Source organism: Neisseria sp. 20925_1_37, from assembly GCF_041433255.1.
In the GTDB taxonomy this organism is placed as follows: domain Bacteria; phylum Pseudomonadota; class Gammaproteobacteria; order Burkholderiales; family Neisseriaceae; genus Neisseria; species Neisseria flavescens_D.
Genome location: NZ_JAPWBC010000001.1, coordinates 210,289 through 227,379, shown reverse-complemented (window position 1 = coordinate 227,379; position 17,091 = coordinate 210,289). Strand labels below are relative to the sequence as shown.

Here is a 17,091-nt window from a genome sequence, read left to right as displayed (position 1 = left end):
CTGTTGGTTGTCGGGATTTTCGCGGCAGCCTTGCTCTTTTTCTTCGTGAAACGGGCAAAACTCATGCCGTCTGAAATTTCAGGGGTTTAATAATAAGGTAAAAGCCTCTATTGCGATGGCGCAGCAGAGGCTGGATGTTTGGTGCGACCGATTAGCCTTGGTGGGCGTTGATGTAGTCGATAGCCAATTGTACGGTAGTGATTTTTTCAGCGTCTTCGTCAGGGATTTCGCAGCCGAAAGCTTCTTCCAAAGCCATCACCAGTTCTACGGTGTCCAGAGAGTCAGCACCCAAATCGTCTTGGAAAGAAGATTCGTTTTTCACTTCGGCTTCGTTTACGCCCAGTTGTTCAGCAACAATTTTTTTAACTTGTTGTTCGATGTTTGACATGTCAGTCGTTCCTTTTCGCCTTGCGGCAGGTTGTTTAAGGGAAATAATTCGTCGGTATTGTACCGAATTCGGATAGAGTTTTCCATCTAATCCTGCATTTTAGCACAGATTATTCTGGAAAAACCTGTTGTTGCGCATATTAGCATAGGCTGATTTTAACCTACAAGCGGGAATTTGTTTTTCCTTGGTATCAATAAGTTAATAGGCGGAAAGGTCGTCTGAAAACTGATTTCCCCGTTTTCAGACGACCTTTTATTCAATCAAGGCAGATTTGGGATAACCCAAGTAGCGTGGGCTTTGCCCACGAAATCCACCATCCAACAACTAAATCCGACAACAGTCACATAGACTTTCATTTTGGCATTCATCTCGTGGGTAAAGCCCACGTTACGGCTTGCTGTAACGGCAACTTTGCCCTTCCTTCATCTAACGGAGGAAAAGTTTGCGGACGTATGCTAATATAGTATATTGCGGGAAGTGTGCCTGTCAGATTTAGCCGTAATGGCAAGGCATTATTTCATTACTCAAAAATTCTTTATGAATTAGATGTTTAAAATAAACTATTAAAACTTTAGGATACGCATATGCAAGATCAGGGAGAAAGTAAAAATCAGGAAATACAAGAAAAGCAGAAACAAGAAGACAATGGTGCCATGACCAAGTTGCAAGATGTGTTCAATCTTGCGCATGACCAAGCTCATCCCGATAAGATCGATGCCACCATCCGCGCCAATACTCGGGTGTCCGGAACCAGTATGTGGGTATTGATGTTTGCCATTGCCGTGTCGAGTATCGGTCTGAATGTAAACAGCACGGCAGTAGTGATCGGAGCGATGTTGATTTCGCCGTTGATGGGGCCGATAGTCGGTATGGGTTACGGTTTGGCGGTAGGGGATACTGCGCTGATCCGTCAAGCCGTGCGCAATATTATTATATTCGTCGTCATCAGCTTGATTACCGCTACGTTGTATTTCCTGTTAACCCCGCTTAAAGAGGCGCAAAGCGAGATTTTGGCGCGTACTCAGCCGACCCTTTGGGATGTGTTGATTGCCTTCTTCGGCGGTAGTGCGGGTATTGTGGCGCTGACCCGAAAAGAGGGAGGCAATGCCATACCGGGTGTGGCGATTGCTACCGCATTGATGCCACCCCTGTGTACTGCGGGCTACGGACTGGCACATGGCAACTGGCACTACTTTCTCGGTGCTTCATATCTTTTTGCCATCAACTGCGTGTTCATCGCTTTTGCGACCTTGTTGTTTTCCAAGCTGCTCAAGCTGCCGCGCAGGGGGTTGGTAAAGGAATCCAAACGCCGGTTGCACAGCATCATTATTACTGCCGTCGTACTTGCTGTCATGATTCCGAGCGGCTATATGGCATCAGGACTGGTGCGTCAGGAAATCTTCAACACCAGAGCCAATGCTGCCATTGCCACTGCGAAGCAACAGGAAGGTTTTTTCGTGCTGCGTAAGATGTTGAACCATAGAGAAAATACGGTCGGTCTGGTTGTCAATGGAACGGGCAATGCCGAGAAAATTTCCGCCTTGCTGGTGAAAAGCCTTGAAGCGTCAGGTGTGAAAGAGCCGAAGGTCAACGTGGTCTATGCGGGAGGGGACAATGCCAAAATCGAAGAATTGCTGGCAAGCCAAAACAACCCGGTTCAGCAGCAAAATGAGCTGAAAGAGCAACAGGCCTATATCGATACCGTACTGGCAGGCAAAGCCTCCGATATCGACGATGCAGCGGTACTTAAGGAATTAAAAGCCCAATATCCGGAAGCGGAAAAAATCGTTGTCGGACGCGGCTTGGCTTGGGATAAAGCGCAAACAACGCCTGTTTCCGAACAGTCTGAAAGCCAAAAAAACGCAGAACCGAAGACAGATACATATGACGATATCGTCGTTGTCTCTCTCGAATTGGAGCAGCCACTACCTGCCAAAGATTACGAGCGGATACAGGCGTGGTTACGCCAGCGTTATGAGGGTAAGGTAGTGAGCATATTGCAAACGCACAAGTCTCAGACAGATAAACCGTCTAACGAATAATCGCCTTCAGGCTTTATCCATTTCCGAGAAATCATTGATTGTTCCTAGTACACCAAATCCGCCTCAAACACGCCTTTCAAGGCGTTGGAGAGGCGGATTTTTTCTGCGCGTTCGAGCATATCGCGGGTGATGTGTGTTTCGATGATGGTGTCCGCGCCCAAGTAGGTTTGCAGCTGCTGCAACACGGCTTGGCGCATGATGCCGTTGAGGATATCCAAATCCAGAGACGGGGTGAGACGGGTGTTTTTGTGCATGTTCATGTTTCAGTATTCTCCTGGAAATACTGTAAACAACGCTACTAGTTTCTACAGCATCGAGTTGATAACGTTCGCCCACACCGGCAAGGTTTTCTGCGCCAAGGACGAGTTTGAGTTTCTCAAAGTCGATTTGGTCTTCGCAAAAGACTTCGGGAAAGATTTGTTTTAGTTTTAATATATTGTTTTGTTTGAAATTATTTTCTAAATCGTGTATAATTTTTCGGTTCGGTTGCCATAATTGCGTCTTCCATCAATGATCACTTACAAAGTGTCCATTTTATCGGGATATGTTGAAAGTTAAAAGAAAAGAAGGCCGTCTGAAAAACTTTAATATTCGTTTTTCAGACGGCCTTCTTTTCACTTGTCGAAACAAGAGTATTTTGTTTCTCAACTTTACGAAACAGTCAGTCCTGCTGCTTACTTCTACCCCAAAAACTCTTTCAAAAACAGCAATACGCAGGTAAGTTCGTCGGCGGATTCGCGTTGCGTACCGTTGCCGGTATGGCCGCCGCCGTCAGGCGAGTAGAGCCAAGATTGCGGCGAGGTTTCGCGCAGTTTGGCGTAGAACTTGAGCGCGTGGGCGGGATGGACGCGGTCGTCGCTGAGGCTGGTGGTAATGAGCGCTGGCGGATAATTGATGCCGTCTGAAAGATTGTGATACGGCGACAATTCGCCCAGCCAGCGTTTGCAGACTTCGTATTTTTGCGGATTGCCGTATTCGTCCGTCCAGCTTGAACCGGCGGACAGCAGCGGATAACGGATCATGTCGGTCAGCGGCACTTCGCACACCAGCGCGCCAATGCTTTGAGGTTCGCGCACGAAGGCGGCGGCGGTAATCAGGCCGCCGTTGCTGCCTCCCTGCAAGCCGATGTGTTTGGGCGAACTGATACCGCGTTCGGACAAATCGCGCACGACGGCAAGCAAATCATCAACGCTTTTATGTTTGCTGATTCCCTGCGCCGCCTGATGCCAACGCGGGCCGAATTCGCCGCCGCCGCGGATGTTCGCCAACACAAAGGCATTGCCCTCTTCCAGCCAATATTTGCCGACGCTACCCAAATAATGCGGCAATTCGGGAATACCGAAACCGCCGTAGGCATAGACTAAGGTCGGCGTGTCGGGCGTGGCGTTTTTGCCGATGTGGAAATAAGGAATGCGCTCGCCGTCGGCCGAAGTCGTCCAAAACTGCTGCACGTTGATGCCGTCTGAATCAAACTGCTGCGGCTGACGGCGCATGACGGTCAGTTCCATCACGTTCAAATCCAGCGCAAACAGCGTCAGCGGCGTGGTGAAATCGCTGGCGGCAAGGTAAACCACGTCGCCACCCCACGGTTGGTCGGTCATTTCCAACGCACCCGAAGGCAAGCGCGGCAGTTCGACTTCCTGCCATTTGCCGTCGCTAAAGCGCCATGCTTTCAGATGGCCTTGTACGTTTTCCAACAGGCTCGCCACGACAAAACGCTTGGTCGTTTCCACGCTTTCCAATGCCTGCGTTTCATCAGGCGCAAACAAAAGCTGCGCCGCCCCGAGTTCGCCCCGATTCAGTTTCACAGCCACCAGCGCACCGCTCGGATAGCTTTGGTTCGCGCGGTTCCAGTCTTTACGCAGCGTCAGCAAAAGATGTCCGGCCAAATAGCCGACTACGTCGCAATCGTTGGGCAGGTTTAACGGTTTCGCCTCGCCTTCAGACGACACCTGCAAATAGGTTTTGGTGTAAAAACCATCTGACGCTTCAATCAAATCAATCGGCGACCCCTGCGGATCGAGATAACGCCACGCGTTTACCATCATGCCGTCTTCGGCAATTTGATACACCGGCAGGCTTTCCTCGAAACTTTTGCCGCGTTCCACCAGCCATACTTCGCGCGGATAGCCCGATTCGGTCAACTGGCGTTCGTCCCAAGCCGGACACACCCACACGCTGTTTTCATCGCGCCACGACACATGGTTTTTGCCTGCCGGAAAGTGAAAACCGCCTTCTACCAACTCCCCTGCTTCCAAATCCACTTCCAGCGTGTACGCCGTATCTCCGCCCGATTTGCTCAGTGTTAACAACGCGCGGTTGGGCTGTTCCACCAAGTGCGACACGCCGCCCAAATACACATCGTCGCCAAGCAATTCGTCGAAATCCGCTACCGAAAACAGGATTTTCCACTCGGGATAGCCGGAACGGTAAGTCGCCGCGGTACACACGCGGTACACGCCCTTCGGATATTCTGCGTCCTGATGGAAATGGTACATCCGCGCGCGGTGTTCCTGACAAAACGGAATCTGCCGCGTGTCCTGCAACTGCGCCAAAATACCGTCAGACAATTCGCGCGCCTTGTCGTTTTCTAAAAAACGGGCGCGCGTTTCAGCATGCGCCGCGGCGGCGAAATTTTGTGTTTCGGGAGATTCGAGGTTTTCAAAATGGAGATAGGAATCGGGGTAAGATTTCATAGGAAAAGGCCGTCTGAAAGATTGGGAAATGGAATTATAACGGCAAAATCAAAAAAGGCCGTCTGAAACCTGCATTTCAGACGGCCTGAGACATTATTCAACTCAACGTCCGTATATTTTCCACAAACCTTCCTGCAAACCAAACGCAGGCTCGCCGTCTTGCGGCTGGGTGCGGACGTAGCTGCCGTCAGGCTGCATCAGCCAAGCCTGGGTATTGTCTTCCAAAGCCATTTCCAAACCTTCGCGGATCACGCGTTCTTTGAGTTCGGGCGTGGTAATCGGCGTGGCGACTTCAATGCGGCGGAAGAAGTTGCGACCCATCCAGTCGGCGCTGGAGATAAAGGTATCGTCTGCGCCGTTGTTATGGAAGCAATACACGCGCGAGTGTTCGAGTTGGCGGCCGATAATGGAGCGGACGCGGATGTTTTCGGACAAGCCTTTTACACCCGGGCGCAAAGTACACATACCGCGCACAATCAGGTCGATTTGCACGCCTGCCGCGCTGGCTTGATACAGCGCATCAATCACGCTTGGCTCAATGAGGGAGTTCATCTTGGCGGTAATCCGCGCCGGTTTGCCTACTTTGGCGTGTTCGGTTTCCTGCTTGATGCGGTCGATGACCATTTTGTGCAGGGTAAACGGGCTTTGATAGAGCTTGTTCAGACGGCCTGGCTTGCCCAAGCCTGTGATTTCCATAAACAAAGTGTTCACATCGGCAGTGATTTGTTCGTCGGCGGTAATGATGCCGAAGTCGGTGTAAATGCGCGATGTGCCTTGGTGGTAGTTGCCGGTACCTAGGTGGGCATAACGCTTGAGCACGCCGTCTTCGCGACGGATAACCAAAGCCATTTTGGCGTGGACTTTGTAGCCGAATACGCCGTACACGACGTGCGCGCCTGCCTCTTCCAGCTGCTTCGCCCAGTTGACGTTGTTGGCTTCGTCAAAACGCGCCATCAGTTCGACCACGACAGTAACCTGTTTGCCCGCCAGTGCGGCCTTCATCAATGCGCGCACAAGCTCGGAATTGCTGCCGGTACGGTAGATGGTCATTTTGACGGCCAACACATCCGGATCGGCAGCGGCTTCGCGTATCATTTGGACAACCGGATCGAAAGACTGATACGGGTGGTGCAGCAAGATCGGCGACTGTTTGACCAGTTTGAACACGGAGCCGTTTTTGCGCAAGGCTTTCAGACGGCCTGCATTGCGTGGTGGAAACTTCAAATCCGGCCTGTCCACCAAATCGGGAACGGCATTGAGTCGCACCAAATTAACCGGCCCTTTGACCTGATACAGCTCGGCAGAAGTCAGCTTGAACTGGGCAAGCAGGAAGTCGTGAATATGCGCCGGACAAGTGTCCGCCACTTCCAAGCGCACGCCGTCGCCGTATTCACGGTCGTGCAACTCATTTTGAATCGCGGCACGCAGGTTTTTCAAATCTTCTTCATCTACTGTCAAATCGCTGTCGCGCGTGAGGCGGAACTGATGGCAGTCTTTAACCTTCATGCCGGGAAAGAGTTTGCCGACATGGGCGTGCAAAATCGAAGACAAGAACACAAAGCCTGCATCGCCGCCGCAAATTTCAGACGGCATGGGGACGACGCGCGGCAAAATGCGCGGAGCCTGCACAATCGCCATTCCGGACGGACGGCCGAACGCATCCGTGCCTTCGAGTTCGACGGCGAAGTTAAGCGATTTGTTTAACGGGCGTGGGAACGGGTGTGACGGATCAAGGCCGATGGGCGTGAGAATGGGCAACAGCTCGTTGTCAAAATAATTTTCAATCCATTTTTTCTGCGCGGCCGTCCATTTGTGGCGGCGATAAAAATGAATACCGGCGCGACTGAGTGCAGGCTGCAATACTTTGTTAAACAGATCGTACTGCTCGCGAATCAAGGCCTGTGCCTCTTTTGCCACCGCTTCGATGGTTTCGGCCGCGGTTTTGCCGTTGTCGAGCGGCTGATGCGGGCGCAATTTGTTTTCGCGTTTCAACCACGCCATGCGCACTTCAAAAAATTCGTCCAAATTGGAAGACACGATGCACAAAAAACGCAAACGCTCCAACAAAGGAACTTTCGTATCCTGCACCTGAGCCAGTACACGGCGGTTAAACGCCAACAGGCTGAGTTCTCGGCAGAGAATGCGGTTTTGCTCGGGCATAGTTCACTCCTGAAACATCGGTCATTAAGACTATCAAGTATAACGTTTTGACGCTGTTCCGTCAGGTTTCAGACGGCCTTGACAGAAAACCTTATCCCTATTTGAGGCAAGACAAAGGGTTATCCGTTTTTTTCTATGCCGAAACAGCGGTTTTTGCTATAATGCGCAGTTTAATGCAACCGCAATACCACTGCTAAAGGATAAGAAAATGGGCTTTTTGCAAGGCAAAAAAATTCTGATTACCGGCATGATCTCCGAGCGTTCCATCGCTTACGGCATCGCCAAAGCCTGCCGCGAACAAGGCGCGGAATTGGCATTTACTTATGTTGTCGACAAACTGGAAGAGCGCGTCCGTAAAATGGCGGCCGAACTCGGCTCCGAACTCGTGTTCCGCTGCGACGTTGCCAGCGATGACGAAATCAACCAAGTTTTCGTTGATTTGGGCAAACACTGGGACGGCTTGGACGGCCTCGTCCACTCCATCGGCTTCGCCCCCAAGGAAGCCTTGAGCGGCGACTTCCTCGACAGCATCAGCCGCGAAGCGTTCAACACCGCTCACGAAATCTCCGCATACAGCCTGCCTGCGCTGGCAAAAGCCGCCCGTCCGATGATGCAGGGCCGCAACGCCGCAATCGTCGCCCTGAGCTACTTGGGCGCCGTTCGTGCCATTCCTAACTACAACGTTATGGGCATGGCCAAAGCCAGCCTCGAAGCCGGCATCCGCTTCACTGCCGCCTGCCTGGGCAAAGAAGGCATCCGCTGCAACGGCATCTCCGCAGGCCCGATCAAAACCCTGGCCGCTTCCGGCATCGCCGATCTCAGCAAACTCTTGGGCCACGTCGCTTCCCACAACCCATTGGGCCGCAACGTTACCACTGAAGAAGTCGGCAACACAGCCGCCTTCCTGCTGTCTGACCTCGCTTCCGGCATTACCGGCGAGATTACCTACGTTGACGGCGGTTACAGCATCAACGCGCTGAATGACGAAGAGAACTAAACGGTTTTCACGCAAAACGCACTTTCATCATGAAAGTGCGTTTTTTATGGCCGTTACATGATGGTTTGAATAACTGCATAACCCAAAAGGCCGTCTGAAAGTCAAATACGGATACGAAACATTAACTTTACAGGCTTTCAACGACTATGTTTTCAACATTATTATATTATCATTCCACCTTAACCTAAAATTTCGATAGAGCATTGATTCTAAAGATAACATTCATATTATCTGATACTTAGCCACGGATAAAAAGTGGTGCAAAAAAGTAACAAAAAAAATTCAGACGGCCTGTTTTTCATACAGAAGGCATAGAAGCCGGGTATTTTTAGCATGAAATACAAAATTTAACATTATTGAAATTTTCTTAACCGATAAAGCGTTAATATGCCTGCCGTTTTATTGAACTACATCTGATTTTGACTCAAACACATACAGGAGATTAATTATGTCAATCGCTTCAGAATTTAAAGAATTTATTATGCGTGGCAACGTGATCGACCTCGCAGTCGGTATGGTTGTCGGTACAGCATTCAGCGGCATCGTCAAATCATTGGTTGACGACGTAATCATGCCCCCTATCGGCCTGTTGATCGGCGGCGTTGATTTCTCCAACCTGTTCATTACATTGAAAGACGGCGCACAAGCCGCTCCTGCAGAAGGTTACGCCAACTTGGCAGCCGCCCAAGCAGCCGGTGCCGTTACCCTGAACATCGGTCTGTTCATCAACACCGTGATCAGCTTCCTGATCATCGCCGCTGCCATCTTCTGCGTGGTTAAAGCCATCAACTCTGTGAAAAAAGCCGAAGCTCCTGCTGAAGAAGCACCGGCAGAGCCTAGCGAAGAAGTTCTGTTGTTGCGCGAAATCCGTGACTCTCTGAACAAAAAATAATCACAATACCCAAACATACACACAAACTAAGGCCGTCTGAAACCATTTCAGACGGCCTTTTTTCATACCGATCTATTTATCGTCAAGCCCTTCCCATTGAAAGAATCACACCCCTCCCTTTCTCAGCGCTATCCTGCTTTTTAACCATGAAGCAACCACTCATGGCAAACACAAAAAATAAGTGGCTCACTCCTCCCAACCAATAAAAAGCCCGATGCGTTAAACATCGGGCTTTTAACTGGAAAACCAATCTTAGTCTTTGCGTGTTTCCACCAAAATCATTTCGACTGCTACGTCTTCCACTTCTACTTTAGGCACATCCGAACGGCGTGTTTTAGCAACCGGTTCGGGTTGCGGCTGCGCGGCAAAAGCGGCAACGGCTTGCGGATCGGTTTCAACGAAGATTAAATCGCCCAAGCTCTCAGGCACAACGATTGCGACAGGCGCTGCTTCAACTACGGCTTCAGTTTGTGTGGCAACAGTTTCGGCTGGTGCTTCAACCGGTGCAACAGTAGCCGTTGCATTCGGAGACAATACCGCAGCAATGGCTTCTTTGACGTTGCTGACTGCAGATGCAAGCAGGGCTTGTTCGGCATCAGCGCCTTCAGTTTGGGCTACGGCAGGCTCGTCTTCGCCTTCAATGGCAAATACGAATGGCTCTGCGCTGGTCACTTCAGGCTCGGATACCACAATCACCAGCGGCTCGGCTTGGTCGCTTTCAGAAGACAATGTCGCATTTACAGCTTCAACCGTTTCGTTCAAACCCAAAACATGCGCCACGGCAAAGAGGACTTTGTCGGCGGTATCGGTAATGTTCAGGTATTGCTCGATTTTTGCCGAAGACGGAATATTGCGTTTTTTGCTGTTAGAACGGCGGTCGTTGCGGTTGTTACGCTGACGGTTGTTGCGCTCACGTCCTTGACGGCCGTTGTTTTTCGCACCTTCTTCGCTGCGGGCGTTGTCGTCCGCTTCGACTTGCGCCTGTTCGCCATCGGCTTGAACGTTCACGTCTTTAACACGGTTTTCCGTAGATTGATGGCGGTTGCGCTCGTTACGGCCATTGTTGCGGCGGCGTTTATTGCCGTTTTGTTCCGCTTGGTTTTCAGACGGCATCTCAGCCAGTGCAGCCACTTCTTGAACGTTTACATCTTCAACCACTTCCTCAACACGGTTGCGCTCGTTATTGCGATCATCACGGCGGTTGTTACGGTTGCGGTTGCGGCGAGTGTCTTTACGCTCGTCGTTGCGGCTTTCGTTTGATTTGTTTTCTTCAAACTTGCTCTCGGCAGCTTCGGCATTAACTTCGCGCACTTCGACTTTGCTGCCGTCGTGCTTGTTATTGCGGCGTGGATTTTGACGGCGGTTGTTTGCGCGGCGGTTGCCGGAATTGCTGTTGCGGTTGTTACTGCCCGAAGTGCGTTTTTCTGCCACTTCGGCAACAGGCGCGGTTTCGGCTGCGGTATTACCGCCGAAAATGCGTTTCAACCAAGCTTTAAAGCTGTCCCACCAAGAGGCTTTTTTCTCAGGGGCGACAGTCGGTGCAGGCTGGGTATGGCGTACGCCTTTGACAGCTGGCTCAGGACGGGAAGCTTTGGCTTTTTCGCTGCCGAAAGGTTTGGCGGATTCGTCTTCTTCCGGCTCGGCAACGCGTTTGTAGCTCGGTTCGCTGTCTTCTTCTACGTCATCGATGCGGATGCGGTTGATTTCGTAGTGCGGATTTTCCAAGTGGATGTTTGGAATCAGGACGACGTTCACATCCAAGCGCTCTTCCATCGCAAACAGCTCGGCGCGTTTTTCGTTCAACAGGAAGGTAGCAACATCGACAGGCACTTGTGCATGCACTTCGCCGGTGTTGTCTTTCATTGCTTCTTCTTGAATGATGCGCAAAACGTGCAGGGCAGTGGATTCGATGCCGCGGATAACACCGGTACCGGCACAACGCGGACACGCAACATGGCTGCTTTCGCCCAGAGCCGGTTTCAAACGTTGACGGCTCAATTCCAAAAGGCCGAAACGCGAAAGTTTGCCCATTTGCACACGTGCGCGGTCTTTTTTGAGCGCGTCGCGCAGGACGTTTTCAACATCGCGTTGGTGTTTCGGATTTTCCATGTCGATGAAGTCGATCACGACCAAACCGCCCAAGTCGCGCAGGCGCATTTGACGGGCAACCTCTTCGGCGGCTTCCATATTGGTTTTAAACGCGGTGTCTTCAATGTCAGAGCCGCGAGTGGCGCGGGCAGAGTTGACGTCGATGGAAACCAGGGCTTCAGTGTGGTCGATCACAATCGCGCCGCCGGAAGGCAGGCTGACGCTGCGTGAGAATGCACTTTCGATTTGGTGTTCGATTTGGAAACGGGAGAACAGCGGCGTGTGGTCTTGATAGAGTTTCAGACGACCTACATTGCTCGGCATGACATAGCTCATGAACTCGGCAACTTGGTCATAAACTTCTTGATTGTCCACCAGAATCTCGCCGATGTCGGGACGGAAATAGTCACGAATCGCACGAATCAGCAGCGAGCTTTCCATAAAGAGCAGGTAAGGGTCATGGTGTGCTTTGCCTGCTTCTTCGATGGCTTGCCAGAGTTGTTTGAGGTAGTTCAAGTCCCATTCCAACTCTTCCGCGCTGCGGCCGATGCCGGCAGTACGGGCAATGATGCTCATGCCGTTTGGAATGTCGAGTTCGGCCATGGCGGCTTTCAACTCTTGGCGCTCTTCCCCTTCGATACGGCGGGATACGCCGCCGCCGCGCGGGTTGTTCGGCATCAATACCAAATAGCGGCCGGCCAGGCTGATGAAGGTGGTCAGTGCCGCGCCTTTGTTGCCGCGCTCGTCTTTTTCGACTTGGACGATAACTTCCATGCCCTCTTTGAGCACGTCCTGAATACGCGCCCTGCCGCCTTCGTAGTCGCGGAAATATGAACGCGATACTTCCTTAAACGGCAAAAAGCCGTGGCGGTCAGTTCCGTAATCGACGAAACACGCTTCCAGCGACGGCTCGATGCGGGTAATGATACCTTTGTAGATATTGCCTTTACGCTGTTCTTTGCCCAGCGTTTCGATGTCCAAGTCCAAAAGGTTTTGGCCATCGACAATGGCAACGCGCAGCTCTTCGGCCTGCGTTGCGTTGAATAACATTCTTTTCATAGTCACCTCGTGAACAGCGGCCGTTTGATTTGTGAATATCTTTTTCAGACGGCCTGTCTGTCCGGTTGGCACTCTTCAAAGGCAAGATGGGAAAATCCCCGTGTAACCAGTATTTGATTTGAAATCCGCAAGGTTGCATGCTTGAGCTCAAGCCATGTGCGGACGGATTCGGATAAAGAAGGAAATAAAGAACAATGCGGCGGAAAGGTTGATGGTTCCGCTGCCGTCCGAATGCTGATGCTTCGGACAAAATTAAGGCAGCCTACATCTTCTTATTATCGTAGCGCCGGTAATTTCGGACGGTGCTGCGCGGACTGCGTCTTACGCCCGGCCGGACGGCAGGTTCAATTCAAACTTAATTACGGGATTGCGTTTGCCGGCTTTGAACAAACACAAGGAAATGCTTTGCGGAGTGCGTTTTTAATATAAAATCTCGTTTTAACAATAAATCCGTTTCAGACGGCCTGCAACGGCAGGTTCGGGTCCAGAAACGGACGTTTGGGATTATAGAGAAAATGCACGCAATACGCAAAGATTCAGTCAGCCTGATTGCCGTTGCCGAACACGAGGAAGGCCAACGCCTTGATAACTATCTGATAAAAATCCTCAAAGGCGTCCCGAAAAGCCATATCCACCGCATTATCCGCGCCGGCGAAGTGCGGCTGAACAAAAAACGCTGCAAACCCGACAACCGCATTCAGGCAGGCGATACCGTCCGCATTCCGCCGATACGCATCGCCGAAAAACAAAGGCCGTCTGAAAACCAGGCCGCGCCAGCACGCGAGTTTGACATCGTTTATGAAGACGATGCGCTTTTGGTCATCAACAAACCGTCCGGCATTGCCGTTCACGGCGGCAGCGGCGTGAGCTTCGGCGTCATCGAACAAATCCGCCGCGCCCGTCCCGAAGCGCGTTATCTCGAACTCGTCCACCGCCTCGACAAAGACACCAGCGGCCTTTTGATGATAGCCAAAAAACGCAGCGCCTTGGTGAAACTGCACGAAGCCATCCGCAATGACCATCCGAAAAAAATCTATCTCGCGCTGGGTGTCGGCAGGCTGCCGAACGACCGCTTCCACGTCAAGCTCCCCTTGTTCAAATACACCGGCGCACAAGGCGAAAAAATGGTGCGCGTCAGCGAAGACGGCCAATCCGCCCACACCATCTTCCGCGTGTTAAACCGTTTTTCAGACGGCCTTTTGCACCAAGTCGGCCTATCCAACCTGACCTTTGTCGAAGCCACCCTGAAAACCGGCCGCACCCACCAAATCCGCGTCCACCTGCAATCGCAAGACTGCCCCATTGCCGGCGACGAACGCTACGGCGACTATCAAGCCAACAAACGCCTGCAGAAACTCGGTTTGAAAAGAATGTTCCTGCATGCTTCCGAGCTGCACCTCACCCATCCGCTGACTGGCGAAAAACTGATTCTGAAAGCCCCCCTGCCGCAAGAATTGGCGCAATTTGTTTTAATGTTGGAAAATCAGGAAAAGGCCGTCTGAAAGGAAATCCATGAAACCCAAACTCATCATTTTCGACTGGGACGGCACGCTTGCCGACACCACCAACCCCATCATCCACACCTTTCAGCAAAGCTTTGCCGATTGCGGCCTGCCCGTTCCCGAAGCCGACCAAATCCGTCCGCTCATCGGATACAGCCTCTCCGGCATCATTCGCCGCCTTGCCCACAACATCAGCGAACACGTTCAGGAAACCCTGATTGAGACCTATGCCGCGCACTACCTCAATCCCAACAACCGCAACATGACCCTGTTTCCCGAAGCCCTGCCCTGCCTGCAACGCTTGAAGCAACAAGGCTATTGGCTTGCCGTAGCGACCGGCAAAGGGCGGAGCGGCTTGGATAAAGCCATTGCACAAACCGACACCCAAGCCTTTTGGCTCGAAACCGCCTGTGCTAGCGAATATCCGTCCAAACCCGCGCCCGATATGGTACTCGCCCTCTGCGACCGACTGAGTGTTGAGCCGGAAGAGGCCGTCGTCGTCGGCGACACCACCCACGACCTAGAAATGGCTGCCAATGCCAAAATCCGCGCCATCGCTGTCACCACCGGGGCGCATACTGCCAAACAGCTTTCCTCCATGCCCCATGTCGCCATGCTCAACAGCTTGGCCGAATTGCCCGATGTATTGGAAACCTTATAAAAGGCTATGCAACATCTATATTAAAGGCCGTCTGAAACCTATTTTCAGACGGCCTTTAATTTGTTTTATCGATCCGAACGCACTCTGACAAATGTTGCAAATTTCGGCGTTCCTTTTTGCGTAAAACCACGATAACGGTAAGTAATCAGCGCACCGATTTTCGGCGGATGGTCGCGGTCTTTATCCTTAAAACCGCTGCCGATACGAAACTCTCCATATTGGTTTTTGCATCCTACTGCACCCAAACGCCCGACATTGCGCCCTTTGCCCTCATAATGACGCGTTACCGTACATTCATCATCATATTCACTTTTCAGCTTCAACAGCTGCCCATTTCTACCGCTTGCATAACGGGCTTCAGGTTGATGCAGCATCACCCCTTCCCCACCCAGCGCTTCAACTTGTTTCAAAAAATCCAAAGCATGCTGTTTGTCGCGCACCTTGACTTGCGGAATAACCGTAAACCGTGCCGACGGGTGTGATTTCAGCCATTTCGAAGCCGTTTCCAGCCGCTGATACAGATTGCCCTGCGCCTGCGGCACATCAAAAACATGCAAACGAATGCCGTCCCAATTTCCCGAGGCAGAACGCACCGTCGCGGAAATTTGCTCAAACCGCCCTCGTCCGCTGTACAACTCGCCATCCATCGGAAACGGCGGAAAACCTGCTGTAAAACCTTTGGGCGGTGTAAACGCATAGCCCTGACGACTGACCAGCTGCCTGCCGTCCCAATACGCGCGTACGCCATCCAACTTTTCACTCATGGCCCAACCGGCAATATCTTGATTTTTATATTCCTGCGCCAACAACAAATCTGCACCAAACGCCGCAGAGATGAAAGAAGCCGCAAAAATCGGTATCATGGTTCGCATTACATTATTCATATTCATAAGACACTTTTCCATACTTGCTTTTGTTATTATATATGCATAATAACAAAAGGCCGTCTGAAACGTAAACAACATTAAATAAGCATTTCCTAGGAACACCCATGGCACTCCAATTTGAAATCAACGCCGTTACCCCCTTCCGTCAAAACTGCACGCTGATTTGGGATGACGAAACAAAAGAAGCCGTTTTGACCGATGTCGGTGGCGACGTCCCTTATTTATTGCAACAAGTCCAAGAAAAAGGCCTCAAGCTGACCGCCATTTGGCTGACCCACGGCCATCTTGACCACGCAGGCGGCGTGGTTGAGCTTTTGAAAACCTGCGACGTACCTGTTCTCGGCCCGCACAAAGACGACGAATTCCTGCTCCAAGCCCTCCCGCAAACAACGGCGCAATACGGCTTCCCCGTTTCTCCGTCATTCACGCCGACGCGCTGGCTGGAAGAAGGGGAAACGCTCAAGGTCGGCAACCACAGTTTCCAAGTCCTCCACATTCCCGGCCATACCCCCGGCCAAGTCGTTTTTTACAACGCCGAAAACGGACTTTTAGTCGCAGGCGATGTTTTATTTTATGAGACCGTTGGTCGCACAGATTTTCCGCGCGGCAATCATGATGACCTCATAAACAATATCTGCGCTAAACTATTAACCCTGCCCGAAACCACGCAAGTTATAGCCGGACACGGTCGTATGACCAGTATCGGGCATGAGAAAAGGTATAATCCGTTTCTGGTTCGTTAATATGAATGTTGTATAAAGCCAACATTCTGGCATACACAGATTATGCGTATAAAGGAAAACTGGCATACAATTTGCAGGGATAACACCCGAAAGATTAAGTACCTAATCTCCGGCAAATGCCAAAAAGAACTAAAGCACAAAGATAACAAGGTATTACGCAATACAACCTGATTTATCGAAAACCGGAAATCTCTAAACTCCAAGCCTTACTCGCAGTGAAATTGTTACAAAGTGACAATAAATGTCAGTCAGGCCGTCTGAACGGTTCTGCCGATTCAGGCGGATACAACGGAGATGAGGCGCAATGCCCTGCCGGAATGTGCCGATGTTCTGTTTGTCAAACCGTCGGGTACATCTTTAAGAAGCACAACATTATTTGGGTAAACCGGCAAACTCGCTGCCGGCACTAACAGGCCGTCTGAAAAGTTCGGCTGGTAAAATCAATAAAAGGATTATCAAATGAAAAAAATCGCAAAAGTGGGCTTCGTCCTGCTGGCTACCGGCCTGCTGGCCGCCTGTGCTACTAAGAGCAAAATCACTCCTGAAGGCACTACAGACGAGCCACGCTTCCCTAAACCTTACTCCCTGACCTTCAACAAAGACCGCGGTACATTCCCGACTTTTGACGAGCTGGATCAAATGCGTCCTGGTCTGACCAAAGACGACATCTACAAAATCCTCGGCCGTCCTCACTACGACGAAGGCATGGTTGGCGTGCGTGAATGGGACTACCTGTTCCACTTCTACACCCCGGGCGTAGGCGTTGACCCTGAAAACACTTCCGGCGTTGAAGGCATCACTACTTGCCAATACAAAGTGATCTTCGACAAAGACAAATTTGCACGCAGCTTCTTCTGGAATCCAGTATTCCCTAAAGATGCCGTATGTCCTCCTCCAGCACCTAAACAAGAGCCTCAAGTGATCATCCGCGAAATCATTAAAGAAGCTCCTAAACGCATCCGTCAATAAGGACAAA

General features: G+C 51.2%; 14 protein-coding genes. 7 read left to right on the top strand and 7 right to left on the bottom strand.

Annotated elements, in window-relative coordinates; genetic code table 11:
- Nucleotides 1-151: 151 nt before the first annotated feature.
- A complete protein-coding gene (gene acpP, locus O3661_RS01085; protein WP_003679644.1) occupies nucleotides 152-388 on the bottom strand; it encodes an acyl carrier protein in 237 nt (78 codons plus the stop codon).
- A 260-nt stretch (nucleotides 389-648) separates the two neighbouring features.
- A complete protein-coding gene (locus tag O3661_RS01080; RefSeq protein ID WP_265511057.1) occupies nucleotides 649-774 on the bottom strand; it encodes a hypothetical protein in 126 nt (41 codons plus the stop codon).
- Nucleotides 775-972: 198 nt separating this feature from the next.
- Here O3661_RS01080 and O3661_RS01075 point away from each other — a divergent pair, with 198 nt between their 5' ends.
- The gene (locus tag O3661_RS01075) at nucleotides 973-2,430 is read left to right on the top strand and encodes a DUF389 domain-containing protein (protein WP_371492015.1); all 1,458 of its coding nucleotides are present in this window, start codon (nucleotides 973-975) and stop codon (nucleotides 2,428-2,430) included.
- A 44-nt stretch (nucleotides 2,431-2,474) separates the two neighbouring features.
- Here the strand turns inward: O3661_RS01075 and O3661_RS01070 are convergent, their stop codons facing one another.
- The 3 genes from O3661_RS01070 to ppk1 all read right to left on the bottom strand — a co-directional run bounded on the left by O3661_RS01070 (nucleotide 2,475) and on the right by ppk1 (nucleotide 7,286).
- Nucleotides 2,475-2,690 (bottom strand): aminotransferase class IV, encoded by a 216-nt coding sequence (locus tag O3661_RS01070; protein ID WP_371492013.1) that lies wholly within the window; start codon nucleotides 2,688-2,690, stop codon nucleotides 2,475-2,477.
- Nucleotides 2,691-3,110: 420 nt separating this feature from the next.
- Nucleotides 3,111-5,126 carry a prolyl oligopeptidase family protein gene (locus O3661_RS01065; RefSeq protein ID WP_371492011.1) on the bottom strand — a complete coding sequence of 672 codons (2,016 nt, stop codon included), beginning with the start codon at nucleotides 5,124-5,126 and terminating at the stop codon, nucleotides 3,111-3,113.
- A gap of 102 nt (nucleotides 5,127-5,228) precedes the next feature.
- The gene (gene ppk1 / locus O3661_RS01060; protein ID WP_371492009.1) at nucleotides 5,229-7,286 is read right to left on the bottom strand and encodes a polyphosphate kinase 1; all 2,058 of its coding nucleotides are present in this window, start codon (nucleotides 7,284-7,286) and stop codon (nucleotides 5,229-5,231) included.
- Nucleotides 7,287-7,494: 208 nt separating this feature from the next.
- On the opposite strand from ppk1, the gene fabI reads away from it, so the two are divergent.
- Together fabI and mscL are read left to right on the top strand one after the other, a co-directional pair.
- Nucleotides 7,495-8,283, top strand: a complete 789-nt coding sequence (fabI, locus tag O3661_RS01055; RefSeq protein ID WP_003748060.1) for an enoyl-ACP reductase FabI — start codon at nucleotides 7,495-7,497, stop codon at nucleotides 8,281-8,283.
- A gap of 448 nt (nucleotides 8,284-8,731) precedes the next feature.
- The gene (mscL, locus tag O3661_RS01050) at nucleotides 8,732-9,175 is read left to right on the top strand and encodes a large conductance mechanosensitive channel protein MscL (RefSeq protein WP_003748057.1); all 444 of its coding nucleotides are present in this window, start codon (nucleotides 8,732-8,734) and stop codon (nucleotides 9,173-9,175) included.
- A 252-nt stretch (nucleotides 9,176-9,427) separates the two neighbouring features.
- On the opposite strand, the gene O3661_RS01045 is transcribed toward mscL, so the two are convergent.
- Nucleotides 9,428-12,322: an Rne/Rng family ribonuclease gene (locus O3661_RS01045; RefSeq protein WP_371492007.1), complete on the bottom strand. Its 2,895-nt coding sequence runs from the start codon at nucleotides 12,320-12,322 to the stop codon at nucleotides 9,428-9,430.
- A gap of 515 nt (nucleotides 12,323-12,837) precedes the next feature.
- Between O3661_RS01045 and O3661_RS01040 the strand changes: the two genes are divergently transcribed.
- Both O3661_RS01040 and O3661_RS01035 read left to right on the top strand, forming a co-directional pair.
- Nucleotides 12,838-13,824, top strand: coding sequence for an RluA family pseudouridine synthase (locus O3661_RS01040; protein ID WP_371492005.1), 987 nt, complete (start codon nucleotides 12,838-12,840; stop codon nucleotides 13,822-13,824).
- A 10-nt stretch (nucleotides 13,825-13,834) separates the two neighbouring features.
- Entirely contained in the window at nucleotides 13,835-14,485 is a 651-nt protein-coding gene (locus tag O3661_RS01035) for an HAD-IA family hydrolase (protein WP_371492003.1), read from the top strand.
- 65 nt (nucleotides 14,486-14,550) lie between these two features.
- Here O3661_RS01035 and O3661_RS01030 read toward each other — a convergent pair whose 3' ends face one another.
- Entirely contained in the window at nucleotides 14,551-15,357 is an 807-nt protein-coding gene (locus O3661_RS01030; protein WP_371492063.1) for a DNA ligase, read from the bottom strand.
- Nucleotides 15,358-15,476: 119 nt separating this feature from the next.
- On the opposite strand from O3661_RS01030, the gene O3661_RS01025 reads away from it, so the two are divergent.
- Both O3661_RS01025 and O3661_RS01020 read left to right on the top strand, forming a co-directional pair.
- Nucleotides 15,477-16,115 carry an MBL fold metallo-hydrolase gene (locus O3661_RS01025; RefSeq protein ID WP_293201152.1) on the top strand — a complete coding sequence of 213 codons (639 nt, stop codon included), beginning with the start codon at nucleotides 15,477-15,479 and terminating at the stop codon, nucleotides 16,113-16,115.
- Nucleotides 16,116-16,574: 459 nt separating this feature from the next.
- On the top strand, nucleotides 16,575-17,084 hold the full coding sequence (locus O3661_RS01020; RefSeq protein ID WP_004519039.1) for an outer membrane protein assembly factor BamE: 510 nt from the start codon (nucleotides 16,575-16,577) through the stop codon (nucleotides 17,082-17,084).
- Nucleotides 17,085-17,091 lie beyond the last annotated feature (7 nt).